This is a genomic window from Candidatus Megaera venefica, assembly GCF_034554655.1.
GTDB classification, from domain to species: Bacteria; Pseudomonadota; Alphaproteobacteria; order Rickettsiales; family Rickettsiaceae; genus Megaera_A; species Megaera_A venefica.
On the sequence record NZ_JARJFB010000027.1, the window covers coordinates 1 to 14,314 of the forward strand.

The following is a 14,314-nucleotide window of genomic DNA, read 5'->3' on the forward strand; positions in this document are numbered from 1 at the left end:
CATTACTAGAAGAATATTCATATACTTCATTAACCATAAAAATAAAGTCTTTATAATAAATAGGAATTTTTTTAGATTCAATCTGATTAATCAAGTAGGTAATAATATTCAAGAATAAATTCAACTCCTCTTTAGTTAAATATTTTGAAGGCTGGATAGCTTTATTTTTAAATAATTCCTCTACGGTAACGCCAAATACGTTAGCAATTGATAGTAATATCTCAGCGGATGGCTTTTTTGACCGACCAGTAAGGATATTACTTAGGTTGCCGTGCTTTATTCCCGCTAATTCTTCTACCTTTGAAACTCTATAATTCTTTTGAGAAATAAGAGACTCTATATTATCTTTTAATAACTCATACGACATATTATTTGCAAGATTACCACAATTAGAAAAAATTAAACATTTTTGTTTTTGTATATTGTATAAATACAAAAAAATCTATATACTATCAGTATAAGTACTGGAATAACCGTCGGCTACTACTCCTGTCACCAAACAAAGCGTAGCAGCGGACAGTCTTTAGACTCACATAACACTTATATTTATTGACAAATATGTTAAGGAGACAAGATGAGTATAACAAAAGCTGCGTCTTCGGGCAAGGCAAAAGCCGTTTCAGGAACTAGCGTCAACCTAGGTTCTGGCAACATAGTACCGCATTGGTGGTACAAAGCGATTAAGTCTGACAGTGGTAAGCCTGATTTAGTTGCGATTGCCATATTATCTGAATTGTGGTTTTTACACCGCAAACAGGGCGGTGCTGAATTCAATGATGGCTATGCTTACTTTGAGCGTAAGTTTGAATTTACCCGTGCTCAGCTGCAAGAGGCTACTCTAAGACTGCACTGCGCTGATATTGCTATTCGTTCGTTTAGAACTGTCGTAGTGCATGGCCGTAATTTTCCTAATGAGCTGCATCTCAAAATCAACCTACCGAAATTACTCAGCTTAAAAGCAAAGTACGTTGTTGTTAAAAATAATGATGAAGGTTCATCTGATGATGATGAAGGTGATCTTTTTGATAATGAGGTATTAGGAAATTCCATCCCTAGTACTTCAGAAAAACACCTGGATCATATAAGTAATAGAAAGATATCTTTAAGAAAAAATAGATCTACTGAATCTATTGAATCTAGTATTTTTAAGAATAGTTTTTTAGGTTTAGCTAGAGAGAAAGCTGACTTGACTTCTTTTTATCCGCTAGTTCAATCGGACATTACTCTTTTGCAGAAAGTTTCAGGTAGGGATTTTACTATTACCGCGGTCAATGAGATCTTGCTAAAACTTAGTAAGAGACATACTCAGCATCGTTTTCCTAGCAAAGAAGCTTTCATGAGCTATATGAGTAAGGTGCTCTCTTATGAAATGCGTGATGCTGTACAAATATCTTCTGTAGACTTTAAGCTTAATTGTAACAGAGATCAGGTAGAAATTGCTCAAGCCCTTTATTTAGAAGAAGTTGAGTATAGTAAAGATACTTCTCCTATCGCACAACTACGCCGCAAATTAGCAGCGGTACTTGCACCAAAAACTGCCTATCAGTTTCTAAGGGCGGCAACGATTCAGGATTGGAGCATTGGCAACCAATCTTCTAATAATAGCTTTGCTATTGAATTGTCGCATGAGCTGCACCTTAGTGATTTGCAGCAGCAAATGATCCTAGAACAAATAAGGGCGGTGTTTGGCAATCATATTAATAAAATAGAGATGGTTATTGCAAATAGTGTGAGTAGATCCATCAACGCCAATCAACACTTTAATAAATCAAACTTAGAACAATCAACCACAATTACCCCTCTGGATAAGCAAACTGAAGATTTGGGCATTTGGGGCAAAGTCAGGTCGATGCTAGTTTCATATTATGGTGAAGATGGCAAAGCAATAGACACCAACTGGTTTAGTAAGCTAGAGCCAGAAATCAATGACGATAATAGAAGCATTATCCTTCGTGCTCCCAGTGATTTTATCAAGGACTGGGTACAAGCCAAATATAGCACGCTGATCGAGAAGTTATGCCAAGGGCAGAACTATAATTTAATCGGTGTGTCTTGTTGAAAAATTAATCTGGGAAGGGTGTAAAAATTAGAGGAACTTATGACCAATAAAGAAGACGAGTACAAAGTAATAGAATGGCAGCAAAGCTCATTACTAGAAAACGCTACCACAATAATAAGGAATGCACAATTCAGCATCCATAGAATTGAACTAAGCAATGAGGAGAGTGTTTACCTGGTGCCTGAAGCTTTTTATAAAGCAGCTATTGCTGCGCTTAAAAAGGAGCAGGGCAAATGACTAGAAACTCATCAAAACAAATGGCTCTTAAGTTTGCTACTGCTATGGCGCTGACGTTTAGCACTAGCTCACTTGCTGCACCAAATCCGGCTAATTTAATTCAAAGTGGCTATTGGTACGCCGATGATGACATCAGAGCGGTGATTAAAAGCAGGGTAGGAGATAGTTCCTATATTGCTCCTGCCTTGCCATTTGAGAGCAGAGAATTAGTTAGTGATATTGTCAGCAGCTCAGTAGCAGCGTCTAGAGCTACGGGTAGCGCACTGATACCGATTAACTTTGGCAATAGTCATTGGGCAGCACTAGCGATTAAAGCTACTGATGATGGTCGTATTCGCGTTATCTACAATGATTCTTTTGGTAGCCCGATTGCATCAACAAGTAATGGGGCGTTAGTTGCTCAAATCTTAACAGAGATTGATCCAACTATTGAGCTGATTGATCTACAAGTTCGCCAGCAAAGTGACGGTAGTAGCTGTGGAGCATTCACGGCAGAAAATCTGATTACTATCGGCACGCTTGATATTAGCAACATGAGCGTGGACGAGTTGCGTAATGTCTTGCGCCAAATTAATGATGCTACTGCCATTCGGGCGTTGCATTTTCGTAAGTTAATGGGAGATACATCGATAATTGATGTGATCGCCTTAAAGCCCAAAGCTGAAATGACCATTGCGCAAATAGATTCCCATAATAAACAGCTAGTAGCGGGCCTTAATAATATTAGTTCTCTTACCTATGATAGATTGAGCCATTTAAATAGAATGTCCGTTAGTGGTTTTGCATCCGGGGATGATTCTTTAGATCATGGTGTATGGGTAAAGGGATTTTGGGGCAAGCAAACCGACAAACAAAAGTCAGCTAACTCTATTGTTGATAGTAAGGTGAATTTACGTGGTGTGATTATTGGTGTTGATATTAAACTTGATGAGGATAGTACAATTGGTATTGCGCTTAGTCACAATGATTCTAAAGGCAAGAACTCAATTGTAAATACGACAATTAATACGACTAATATTAGCAATAATATTTTCAGTTTATATGGCAGTAACGCCCTTGATGACGATCTAATCATTAGCGGCAATATTTCCTATGGTATGGCGCAAATTAAAATCGATTCTACCTCAATCAATGCCGGCAAAGCAAAAAGAAAAGCTACTCTTTTGGGAGGGGCATTATCTGCTAACTATAATCTATATTCAAGTGAATATTTAATGATTAGCCCCAAAATTGGTGGGTCATACAACCAGCTGGATTTAAAATCATATAATGATGGCTCGATTAAAATCAATAAATCCAAGCAGCAAGAATTTAATCTAATGAGCGGTGTTGTCACTACCGGCTTTATGGATGTAAGCAGTTTGACGCTAATGCCGGAAGTGAGTGTTGACTATAGCCATGCTTTATGGCGCAAAGGTAATAAACAAACAATATCCAACCAGCTTAATCAAACAATTATCAGCCAAAAGACAAACAACTCACAAGGAGTATTACGCCTTGGAACGGGTTTAACTATTGCCAGCAATATGTTTGAAATTGGCGGGGGATATGAACGTAGTTGGCAAGGTAAAAGCAGGAGGTATATGGGTTTTGCCAAAGTAAGGGTGAATTTCTAATTTAAACAACAATAACAACAAATGAGGAAAACAAAATGAGTAACTTAACGGACAAAAAACTAACTACAAAAAAACTTATTAAAGGATTGGCTTTAGCTTCTATGGCAATGACTGGAGGAATGCTCTTTGCTGAAATTGCCTGGGCTAAGTTTGATATCGATGCAGGAGTTGCCGCAGCTGCTAATCCGATTATTGCCGGTATAGAGGCTCATTGGGGAAAGGGGGTGATTATGACTTCGGGGGCGGCGGCATTATTTGGTGAGGGAGATGGTCGTCAAAGAGCAATAAGAGCGGGAATGACTGCTGGTGCAGCCGGTGCAGTGATTTTAGGTATGATTGCAATGTTGAAATAGTAGAAGAAATGAAGAAACGTACTTTTATTCCCTGTTTGAACAAACAACGAAAATTATACAATTTTAGCATTGGTTCTTTAATTGGATGCGTGGTTGGTATAGTGCTGGTTGGCTTAAGCAAAGGAGTGATTTTGGGTCTTGGGGCAGGTGGAATAGGTTTTGCCTTAGGAAATTGGATTTCTAATTCAATGTATAATGGTGGTTTTCAGAGGTTTTTATATTGGAATTTGCCTTATGCCAAGGATTGGATTAGTCGCAATATCCCTGAATCGTCAGAGAAAGAGGAATTGTAGGGCTAGCTAGAAGAAAAACATATAGACATACAATCATACAAATAAATAGAGAAGAGAAACACAGAAGGGAAATAAAGAAAATGCAATTAAATGTAATGAGTCAAAATATAGAAACTGTGGCCAGGCAACGTAATGTCTTTATGGTGCTCTGTGCTTTATCTCTAGCTAGCCTAATACTTGTTAGTCTTAAGTTACTTAGTGTTTCTGAGAGAACAATACTTGTTCCTGGGTTGCAGCAAGAAGCTTGGACAACTGATCAAAATGTATCATCAAGTTATTTGGAAGAAAATGCTGCGATGTATTTGCCTTTGTTACTTGATTTGGACACTACATCGATTGCTTGGAAAAGAGATAGGGTATTAGCGCATGTGGCAACAACTGATCTAGCTGGATTAAAGTTGCTAGGGGAATATTTCGCTAATGCCAAGGAGAAATATGAGCATTTTGCACTTAGCACTCATTTTGCCTTGAAAAAACTAGAGACAGATGCTTCTGCTTTGACAGTTAGGGCATTTGGTCAGCTCGTTAGTAGGTTTGGTAACAGAGGCTTTGAGAGTGAACCGGCTATTTATCAATTATCTTTTTCATGGGTATCGGGGCGATTGCTTTTGAAACAGTTTGTTAAATTGTCAAAAGAGGACATTGAGAATGAATAAGATGAAAATGAGTAGAAGAAAACTTGTGCCAATATATGCGGTGTTAATCCCAATATTGCTCTTAAGCAGTAGTAGTTATGGAGCAAATTTGGGAACTGATTACGCCAAAAAAGAAGAGTTGTATATAGAATACAAACAACCTGCTCAGGTGACTATTAGTTCCACTGGCATTAACCGCATTAGCATAGCCCCATTTATTGCAACTACCATCTGGGGAGACTCTGCCGAGTATAGCGCGCTACTATCACATAACGGCAGTGAATTGTTTTTAACATCAAAGATAGAGGCAGGAAAAAGCTTTGCCCTAGCGGTTCAATTAGCTGGGGGTAGGGTTATTGATCTATTGCTGCATACAGTAGAGGCCGATAGACCGAAAATAGTACGAGTTGAGTTGCAAGATGAGAGCTTAGCCAAGCTTGAGGAGACCTTAGAAATTAAACGATTACTCAATGCCATGATGAGCAAAGCAAATGGTAAATACTATGTCACACAGATGAAGAGAGTGGTGAAAATTAATACAGATAGCAATGAAACTTTTGCTGCTTTAAATGCCGAGCAGAACATGGTTTATCGTTTTGGGAATTTGGTCGGTGTGGTCTTGACGCTCAAGAACAAAGGCAAAAAAGAGGTTTCAATTGATGCAAAAAGTTTAGCTAAAGCGTTTAAAGGAGTTTTAGCAGTTTCGCTACACAATCAGCTCTTAAAAAGCGGTGATAGTATGGAGGCATTTTTAGTGTTAAGGAAGGAGTTAGAGTCATGATTGAACAATTAAAGGAAATCATTGGAGCAACGTTCGGCCGAGGAGAAAATGATAATAACAAAGCTATATCTGCGCGTCAAAAACTAATCTTAAAATTGGTAATTGGCACTATTGTTCTCATAGGTTTTGGCTTGGTTATTTTGGTACAGGAAAAGAACAAAACATATGCGAAAAAGAATGAGCCAATAGAGATGACAACTACAAAGATTGAGCTACCTGATACTACTATTGATACTGAAAAAAGATGGCGTGAGCATTTTGAAAATATCATGGCTGTTCAAAAAGAAGAAATCAATGAACGCCTTAAAACAATGGAATCAGCTCAAGATCAGCTGGTGGCAAAAGCAAACAGTGCTATTGAGCAAGAATTAAGCAAAACCAAGGAAAAGCTTAAAGCAGCGCAAGAAGAATTAACCAGTGCCAGTTTGGATTTACGCCGAGTTGCGGGAGAAGAGCAAGAGCGCCTTGCTTCTGTCCCAACACACCATAATGCTATGTCGGTGCAAGAGTTTGAGCAAGAAATAGAGTTTGATCGACCAAAATCAGCTGCAAATTATATTCCAGAAGGGACGTATTTTACAGGTTATTTACTTGGCGGGGTGGTGGTATCGACTGCCATTAGTACGCCAGATGAGAATGCAACGCCTGTGAGCATTAGGTTAACCGGTAGAGGCAATCTCAACAAAGCTAATAAAACAGATATAGCTAAATGTAGCATTATGGGTAGCGCTTATGGTGATTTATCATCTGAGAGGGCAATAATTCGCCTTGAGAAGCTGGTTTGTGAGCGTGATGGACTTTATGAGACAAGTAAAATAGCTGGCCAAATTTTTGGACCAGACGGTTATAACGGCATTAAAGGTACGGTAGTATCTACTAGTTCTAAACATATTAAGAATGCAATGGTTGGTGGCTTAATTAGTGGCTTAAGTGGCAGCGCAAAAGGACAAGAAGGCGGAGTGATCAGCGGGTCTGGATTAATCTCCACTAAGAAAAAGGGTATGGGCGATATGCTGAGTCAAGGTGCCTTAACGGGTACTAGTAATGCTGGAGAGAAGCTAGCTGATTACTATTTAAGACAAGCAGAAGCAATGTCGCCTGTTTTAACAATACCATCTGGGGTTAGAGTTAATGCTCAGATAACTAAAGGTTTTTTTGTTGGGGAGATTAATACTCATCAGAAAATTAAACAAGCAAAGCAATAGGGGCGCAAGATGGAGAAAAACATGATGAATTGGAAAAAAATGGCTAAGTATCAAGCAACATCTATTTTGTTAATAAGTATCTTTTTAACTGGGTGCAGTACTTACAGCAGTAGTTTTTCATGCGGTGATGCAAGAGGGGCTAATTGTATGAGTATGGATAGAGTAGACAGGATGATTGCTAATGGCGAGATAGAGAATTTTACTGACAAAAAGAAGAACTGTCGCGGTCGTAAATGCAAAGAAAGCCAGAAGAACGACGTACTGCTGCAACCTATGACCAAAGCGGTCGTATCTGATTACCAGTTAAGCGGGGAAGCAATCTAATGCTAGCAATAGAAAAACATTTTAGTAAGTTTGCACGAGTATGCGGTTTTAAAGTAGAGGGCGAAAGAGGATTTGATCCTATGACTGAAACTATGGCAGCCTTAGAGCAAGATACTAAAGGAGCAAAACCTCTTAGCTCATCGTTGCTTTACAAATTTGCTGAAGATAGTAGCGGAGTTGTATTTAGCGAGGGGAGTATTGGTTGTTGGTTTGAAATAGATCCTATTGTAGGTAGTAATGATTCTATTGAGAAGAACTTTACTATGTTTTTTGCCGATGAGTTACCGGCTGGTGGTTATTTACAGTTTCTGATAATTGCTTCGCATGAGGTAGAGCATATTTTAGATATGTGGCAAGGTGGGCGTAAATATGGCGGGCAACCGCTAGAGAAAATGACGGCCTATAGAAGGCATTTTATTGAAAATTTAGCGAGAGATTTTTCTTCGGCTGATGATGGTAGACTCGCTCGTAATTATCGCAGTTTTGTAACCTACTCGATTAAAGATGGCGGTGATAAAACTGTTGAGTCTTTGCTTAAGTTTAAAAAGAAATTAGAAAACAAATTAAAGGCAGAAAACCTCAATCCAAGAAGTTGCACGGCTGCTGATTTAATCGTTGTTGGCCGCGATTTACTGCAAATGAATTTGAACAAAAAAACGAAAAGACAGCAAAAACCCAAATATAATATTTTTAATAATCTAGCTGACCAAATACTAGAACCTTTAGTACCAAACACTGTAGAAATCGATCAAATTATTCATCATAACACAGGTTTAGTATCAAAAGTATTTGCGCCAAGCGAACTACCTGAATCATTTTGCCTTGCTGAAATGATTAATCTACTTGGTAACGATCACCGAAGTATCCCGGGTAGGTTTGTGATTTCATATACGATAGCTAATAATCTTGGGTCAAAGGGTGCATCAGCAATGAATGCAGCCGGTAGTAGATCTATCCATGCTGCTCAAAAATCATATACTAAAAATGACCTGGTTGCTCAAGAGGAAGCAAGGCAATGGGTTGAAGTTAAGGCGTTAGCTAAAAGAGGTGAAAGCTTCTTGCAAGAATCAATGTTAGTGATGCTAACTGCTCCAAGTAATGAGATTGAAATAGCAGAAGAAGTACTAAAGAGCTTATACAATACCTATGATTGGAAGCTAGAGCCTTGCAAACGTATTATGCGCATTAGCTCACTTGCAATGTTACCGATGATGCAATATTCCTACTGGCCGTCATTGAAGTTTTTTAAACTAACAAGATATGCACTTAGCGGCGAAGTTGTTGCCAAATTACCGATTCAAGGTGAATGGAAAGGAGTGCCGACATCAGGAGCATTGTTTATAGGTAGGCGTGGCCAGATATTTAACTGGGATCCATTTTATCGTATTGGCGGGGGTGGTAACTACAATTTTGTGGTTATGGCTCCTCCTGGTTCAGGTAAGACATTCACCTTGCTAGAGGTAGCCCAAAGCATGATATCAAAGGACGTCGCGGTATTTGTACTTGATATCGGTGCTAGCTACAAAAACATCTGCAAAGTGCTGGATGGAGAAATGATCCAGTTTAACCATAGCTGTAATATTTCTTTAAATCCGTTCGCTTCTTTGGCAGATAGCGGCGCGGTATTAATGAAAGCCCTGCAGTTGATGGAGCAAGGAATTGATGATGAAGAAATACAATTAAAGACTGGATTAAGTTTAGAGAGAATAGAGGCGTTACGCATTGGAAAAAGTGGGGCAAGTGCCGGGGTAAAAGAGAGTGACGGTATTGAAATTTTAGAAATCAAAGGACAGGACGAGCTAGGCAATATAAAAACTCATTTTGTAACTAAGGACTCCATTATTTATGCCAAGGCGATGCTAGCTACAATGTGCGGTGTTAACGGTGATGTTTGGGGAGAAGCGATAATTGAAAGAGCAATAAATGAAGGAGTAGCAAAGTATGGAAGAGAGCTTGATATCACTAAACTATGTCAAATACTAGACAATCTAAAAGATAGAAAAGGTGAAGCGGTAGAAGGTGCATCAAGGTTTGCTGATTGCCTTTATCCATATACAGAAGAAGGTACCCATGGCCGCTTTTTTTCTAATGGAGCAAATGCAACCTTCAAAAGAGCATTAACAGTCTTTGAGCTAGAGGAATTAAAAAATGATGAGCCACTTTTAGCAGTTGTCTTGCAAGTCATATTAATGCAAATAACGATGCAGTTCCTGTGCGGAGATAGATCAAAACGTTTTATGCTAATTGTTGATGAAGCCTGGCTTATTTTAGATTTTGCAGCAAATTTTCTAGAACGATTTGCCAGAACAGTAAGAAAATATGGTGGTAGTCTTGGTGTGTGTACACAGGATTTGTCTAGTTTTAGCAACGCTTGTGGAAAACGCAAATCTCAAGCGGCAGTTCTTGAATGCTCAACATGGAAACTGATATTACAGCAGAAAGAAGAAGGAATTGCCTCATTTAATGCTTCAGAGAGTTACAGAAAATTTGCTCCATTAATTGCTAGCGTTAAGAAATGCAGCCAAAACAAATATTCAGAAATATTGATTAATACGGATGGCGCAACTGTTGTTGGTAGGCTTGCGACAGATGCATATTCAACGGCGATGTTTTCAACTGAAGACACTGACTTTAAATTCTTGATGGAAAAGGAAAGGGAAGGGCTGACTAAACATGAGGCGATAATGGCATTGTCAAAGAAATACGGCACATTGCCTGAGCTGGGGTCACTAGAAGGAGAAAAAAAATGTATAAGTTACTCTTAGTTTTTTTATTAAGTGTATTTGGTATAGCTGAAATTACGATGGCTAATGATTTAGGCAAGCTGGGGAATACATTTAAAATTGAGGAAGAAGCTTTTACACAGATGATGAAACGCAAACTAGCAGAAATAGATATGGAGGCAGAAAGAGAGAAGATGCAAAAAATAGCTATAGATAGGGTAGAGAATCCAGTTCCAGTAATTGGCATAACTGGAGCAGGCAAAAACAGAACATTTTATTTTGATCCCACATATACGTTAGATGATGATGCAGTGTTACCGTGTGGCAAAGTATTACATAAGGCAGGGACAAGGGTAAATCCTTTAGAACATATGGATTTAAACAGACGATTATTTTTTATTGATAGTAGAGAAGCAACACAAGTGGAGTGGCTACAAGAGCAACTAAATAATCCGCTGCCTGAGCAGAAAGAGCCTGTAGAAGACAGAATTATCTTAGTTGGTGGGAGTGTATTTAAGCTCAAGGAGATACTTGGTCAAAAACACGAGGACAAAGTATATTTTGATCAAAGCGGCGAGCTAACAACGAGATTCGGCATTAAACATAGCCCGGCAATAGCGTCGCAAGAAGGGCTAAAAATACGTATTGATGAAATTAATCTAACAAACTAAGAGGAGAATATTATGCAAGATACGGAATTAAAACAAACTACAAAATTAGAAGATACCATCTGTTGCATTGCTAACAAAATTATGAACACGCCATATAATTGGAGTTTGGTTCTAATGACAATCATTCTATGGGTGTTTGGGGGAGCAATATTTCCCTATTCGGCCAATAGTAACTTTGATATGGCAATAGCTATTAATGAATATGCCAAGCTAATGGGATTAGCGGCCATAGTATTAGGCGTTCTTAAACAAAGTTCGCACTCAAAGCTTATTATAGGACTTGGGGTCTGTTGTTACTTGCTTTCACTTGCATCTGTCTTAATGTCAAAAACGTTATTTGCCTCAGGGTTAGTTGGTGAATTGGCACTAAAGCCTTTGGCTACATTTTGCTTCCTGCTTCTGCTGAAGAACATTTTGCTTATTGCGAATGAAGCTACAAAAACACAGGAGCGTTAGGATGAAAGACAAATTATCTATTTTTAATAAGAGTCAGTTATATGACCGTGCAAGCGTGACAGGACTTTGGCTATTTGTATTGCTCCTGATAGTGTTGCCTCAAGAGAGCAAGGTGATTTCGCTTTTAGGTCTTCTGATATGTTATTTTCTGGTTCATGCTGGCTGTGCTATTCATAACTTACTGCCGTTTTTGAGCAGGCGGTTGAAGAGTATAGAGAAGGTATATGAAGGAAACTTTGATCAGCTGGTAAAAGAGATGTATGAAGCAGGACTGGAGTTACAAAGCAAAATTGGTGAAAGATATATATTTGGCACAAAATATTTAATCTTAGATGACGAAAAATATCTGGTTGAAGACCTAGGAAATAGTTGCACAGTGCGTGGTACTAGAAGATGTATGTATTTTTTGGAGAAGCACCTAAGTTTAAGAGAAAAGCAAGGTATATAAAAGGTACATTACTGAGAGAATAGCGAGGCTTATTGAAACAAAAGTTATTTTGGTTTGTATTGCTAATTCTATACCAAGAATTGCGCTGGGGATAAATATTAATAAAGCAATCCAATGCTCTTTGGTAAAAGTTATGAGAAAATTGTCTAATTTATCTGCAGCATATGCATTAGAAGAAAAGAGGCAAATATAAAAGAAAATCGAAAGATATTTTTTAATAGCAAGCATAATGAATAAACAGATTAATTGTATCAGCAAAATGGAGATTACATATATGAGGATTTTTAATAAATAGATAAAACACTAAGTAGCGTGCCTAAATCTTTCTTTCTGCGGCATGTCGATACATATATAGCAAGTGCTGTTCTTTCGGGAAGTGCTGTAAAAATCCAATTACCGCCAGATGAGAACGAAGAAGTGTATTTAGTATCTAAGGAATTATTTAAAAGCCTTGTAAAACCAGATGAAATTCAACCTTTTTTATCGGAAAAGTAATGAAAAAACAAATTAAAGTAATGTTATCTCAAGTGCTGTATGGCTTCCTATATGTCCAAAAGCCAATCAGCATTTTAATGATGTTGATATTTATTATATTGCTGCTCTTGGGTGCTATTACAAAGTACGGGGGCAATTATGAGGCGGGAGTTGAATATAAACAAAAATACATAGTAGAAAAACAAGGGGTAACTCATGAGTAAAGATACGTCAAGAATATTAGAGAAGATCAAGGCATTAGAGGAAGAAAAGGCAAGATTGTTGCCTCTACGCATAGAAGAAATTGTCAATGTATTGCAATCAAATGGTGGCCTAACTTTGGATAACAGATTGCTTGCTGGTCTTGCTATATATGCAAATAATCCAGCAAATGCTGCGTCTGGCTTACTTATAGAGCTGATGCAGCTAGGGCAAACTAAAATACCCAGTAGTAAGCTACCCAGTAACAAATTACACAGTAACAAGTTACGGGGTGGTTCTAAGTCGAGCAATACGAACACTACTTTACAATCAGTTGCAGTTAAAGAGGAGAAAGCTCATGGATAGAAAGGAGGATGCCAGAAAGAAAATACAGCTAGGCGGGTTGTTGGTAAAGGCTGAGCTTGATCATATGCATCCAGCAGAGGCTTATGTGCTCTACGGAATGTTACTTGATTGCAAGCGCGCTATGCAAGAAAAGCCTGCCGTGAAAGAACGTTGGGCAAAGCTTGGCAGGGAATTGTTGGTTGGAGAAAAATAATAATCTATCTAGTATGTATAAGTCAGTAATCTAGAAATTTAAGATATAGGTATTAGCGATGGTAGAAGTAAGAAGCGAATTAGAAAATCAAGTAGCGATATTTAAGAATGAATCTGGTGATATTGAAGTAAGTGTAAAACTGAGTGATGAAACGACGTGTTTAACACAAGCGCAGATTGCGAAGTTATTTGATAAAGAGAGAAGCGTTATTACAAAACATATAAGCAATATTTTAAAAGAAGAAGAGTTAGAGACCTCAGTATGTGCAAATTTTGCACATACTGGATTAGATGGTAAAACTTATCAAACTCAGTATTACAATTTAGTTATAATTTTGCCCAGAGTATTTTGAATATCTCCTATCAAACATCTCAGATGATGGGTGAGTCAAACGTTCATTTTGCTAGTAATGAAACTGATAAATTGGATTAAAAAGGGTAGTTGTTGCATAATATGCAATAACTTAAAAGAAGGTAGAAAAAGAATATGACAAAAGAACTAGATAATAATAATTACGCAGCACTAATACAAACGCTTAAGACGGAAATCAGTCAGGCGCGAATAAGGGCGCATTTATCCGTAAACAAAGAAATGATTTCTCTTTATTGGCGTATAGGTAGTCAAATACTTGAGCGTCAAGATAATGAGGGTTGGGGAACTAAGGTTATTGAGAGCATCTCAAATGATTTGCGTAAGGAGTTTCCTGAAATGAAAGGATTAAGTGCTAGAAACCTTGTATATATGCAGACTTTTGCACGAGAATTTACCGACTTTGAATTTACGCAGCAGACTGCTGCGCTAATTCCATGGTTTCATACATGTACCATTTTAGACAAAATTTCCGATCCTAAGCAGCGAATTTGGTACATACAAAAAACTATAGAAAATGGTTGGTCACGTAATGTTCTTAGCATACAGATCCAAAGTAATTTGTACGCAAGAGATGGTAAGAGCATAAACAATTTCAAGAGTACTTTGCCGGCAGCTCAATCAGACCTAGCGCAAAGTATAATTAAAGATCCATATAATTTAGAATTTCTCGATATTCAAGGAAAGATTCATGAGCGTGAGTTAGAAGGAAAGCTTATAGATCATATCAGGAAATTCCTACTTGAACTTGGGCAGGGTTTTGCCTTTATTGGCAATCAATATCATATTGAACTTGAGGGTGAGGACTACTATCTCGATCTACTTTTCTGAGACTTTCCATCTATTTGTGTAAATTCGATTATAGGCACTTAAATTCTCCCTTCGAATTTGATCATAAAATGAGCCATAG

Annotated in this window: 20 protein-coding genes; 19 read left to right on the forward strand and 1 reads right to left on the reverse strand. The window is 38.0% G+C overall.

Annotated elements, in window-relative coordinates:
• Window positions 1–367, reverse strand: a 367-nt coding sequence (locus tag Megvenef_RS02660) for a helix-turn-helix domain-containing protein (protein WP_322776454.1), incomplete at its 3' end; no start/stop codon positions are given.
• A 207-nt stretch (window positions 368–574) separates the two neighbouring features.
• On the opposite strand from Megvenef_RS02660, the gene Megvenef_RS02665 reads away from it, so the two are divergent.
• From Megvenef_RS02665 to Megvenef_RS02755, 19 genes are all read left to right on the forward strand, one after another.
• Window positions 575–2,059, forward strand: a complete 1,485-nt coding sequence (locus Megvenef_RS02665; protein ID WP_322776455.1) for a DnaA N-terminal domain-containing protein — start codon at window positions 575–577, stop codon at window positions 2,057–2,059.
• A 39-nt stretch (window positions 2,060–2,098) separates the two neighbouring features.
• Window positions 2,099–2,296 (forward strand): hypothetical protein, encoded by a 198-nt coding sequence (locus Megvenef_RS02670; RefSeq protein ID WP_322776456.1) that lies wholly within the window; start codon window positions 2,099–2,101, stop codon window positions 2,294–2,296.
• Window positions 2,293–3,912, forward strand: coding sequence for an autotransporter domain-containing protein (locus Megvenef_RS02675; RefSeq protein WP_322776457.1), 1,620 nt, complete (start codon window positions 2,293–2,295; stop codon window positions 3,910–3,912). The genes Megvenef_RS02670 and Megvenef_RS02675 overlap by 4 nt, the downstream gene beginning before the upstream one ends.
• Window positions 3,913–3,947: 35 nt before the next feature.
• Window positions 3,948–4,265 carry a hypothetical protein gene (locus tag Megvenef_RS02680; RefSeq protein WP_322776458.1) on the forward strand — a complete coding sequence of 106 codons (318 nt, stop codon included), beginning with the start codon at window positions 3,948–3,950 and terminating at the stop codon, window positions 4,263–4,265.
• 8 nt (window positions 4,266–4,273) lie between these two features.
• Complete coding sequence (locus Megvenef_RS02685; RefSeq protein ID WP_322776459.1) at window positions 4,274–4,558, forward strand: hypothetical protein; 285 nt, start codon at window positions 4,274–4,276, stop codon at window positions 4,556–4,558.
• 80 nt (window positions 4,559–4,638) lie between these two features.
• A complete protein-coding gene (locus Megvenef_RS02690; protein ID WP_322776460.1) occupies window positions 4,639–5,214 on the forward strand; it encodes a TraE/TraK family type IV conjugative transfer system protein in 576 nt (191 codons plus the stop codon).
• Entirely contained in the window at window positions 5,207–5,974 is a 768-nt protein-coding gene (locus Megvenef_RS02695) for a TraK domain-containing protein (protein WP_322776461.1), read from the forward strand. Before Megvenef_RS02690 ends, Megvenef_RS02695 begins: the two co-directional genes overlap by 8 nt.
• Window positions 5,971–7,179 (forward strand): TraB/VirB10 family protein, encoded by a 1,209-nt coding sequence (locus Megvenef_RS02700; protein ID WP_322776462.1) that lies wholly within the window; start codon window positions 5,971–5,973, stop codon window positions 7,177–7,179. Before Megvenef_RS02695 ends, Megvenef_RS02700 begins: the two co-directional genes overlap by 4 nt.
• Window positions 7,180–7,188: 9 nt before the next feature.
• Window positions 7,189–7,503: a protease-associated domain-containing protein gene (locus Megvenef_RS02705; RefSeq protein ID WP_322776463.1), complete on the forward strand. Its 315-nt coding sequence runs from the start codon at window positions 7,189–7,191 to the stop codon at window positions 7,501–7,503.
• The gene (locus tag Megvenef_RS02710; RefSeq protein WP_322776464.1) at window positions 7,503–10,268 is read left to right on the forward strand and encodes a TraC family protein; all 2,766 of its coding nucleotides are present in this window, start codon (window positions 7,503–7,505) and stop codon (window positions 10,266–10,268) included. The genes Megvenef_RS02705 and Megvenef_RS02710 overlap by 1 nt, the downstream gene beginning before the upstream one ends.
• Complete coding sequence (locus Megvenef_RS02715; RefSeq protein WP_322776465.1) at window positions 10,250–10,897, forward strand: conjugal transfer protein TraW; 648 nt, start codon at window positions 10,250–10,252, stop codon at window positions 10,895–10,897. Before Megvenef_RS02710 ends, Megvenef_RS02715 begins: the two co-directional genes overlap by 19 nt.
• A 12-nt stretch (window positions 10,898–10,909) precedes the next feature.
• Entirely contained in the window at window positions 10,910–11,353 is a 444-nt protein-coding gene (locus Megvenef_RS02720) for a hypothetical protein (protein WP_322776466.1), read from the forward strand.
• Window position 11,354: 1 nt separating this feature from the next.
• Window positions 11,355–11,801, forward strand: a complete 447-nt coding sequence (locus Megvenef_RS02725; RefSeq protein WP_322776467.1) for a hypothetical protein — start codon at window positions 11,355–11,357, stop codon at window positions 11,799–11,801.
• Window positions 11,802–12,113: 312 nt separating this feature from the next.
• Complete coding sequence (locus tag Megvenef_RS02730) at window positions 12,114–12,296, forward strand: hypothetical protein (RefSeq protein ID WP_322776468.1); 183 nt, start codon at window positions 12,114–12,116, stop codon at window positions 12,294–12,296.
• Window positions 12,296–12,499, forward strand: coding sequence for a hypothetical protein (locus Megvenef_RS02735; protein WP_322776469.1), 204 nt, complete (start codon window positions 12,296–12,298; stop codon window positions 12,497–12,499). Before Megvenef_RS02730 ends, Megvenef_RS02735 begins: the two co-directional genes overlap by 1 nt.
• Window positions 12,492–12,842: a hypothetical protein gene (locus tag Megvenef_RS02740; RefSeq protein ID WP_322776470.1), complete on the forward strand. Its 351-nt coding sequence runs from the start codon at window positions 12,492–12,494 to the stop codon at window positions 12,840–12,842. Before Megvenef_RS02735 ends, Megvenef_RS02740 begins: the two co-directional genes overlap by 8 nt.
• Window positions 12,835–13,035: a conjugal transfer protein TraD gene (locus Megvenef_RS02745; protein WP_322776471.1), complete on the forward strand. Its 201-nt coding sequence runs from the start codon at window positions 12,835–12,837 to the stop codon at window positions 13,033–13,035. The genes Megvenef_RS02740 and Megvenef_RS02745 overlap by 8 nt, the downstream gene beginning before the upstream one ends.
• Before the next feature lie 58 nt (window positions 13,036–13,093).
• Window positions 13,094–13,387, forward strand: a complete 294-nt coding sequence (locus tag Megvenef_RS02750) for a hypothetical protein (protein WP_322776472.1) — start codon at window positions 13,094–13,096, stop codon at window positions 13,385–13,387.
• Window positions 13,388–13,521: 134 nt separating this feature from the next.
• Window positions 13,522–14,235 (forward strand): PDDEXK nuclease domain-containing protein, encoded by a 714-nt coding sequence (locus tag Megvenef_RS02755; RefSeq protein WP_322776473.1) that lies wholly within the window; start codon window positions 13,522–13,524, stop codon window positions 14,233–14,235.
• Window positions 14,236–14,314 lie beyond the last annotated feature (79 nt).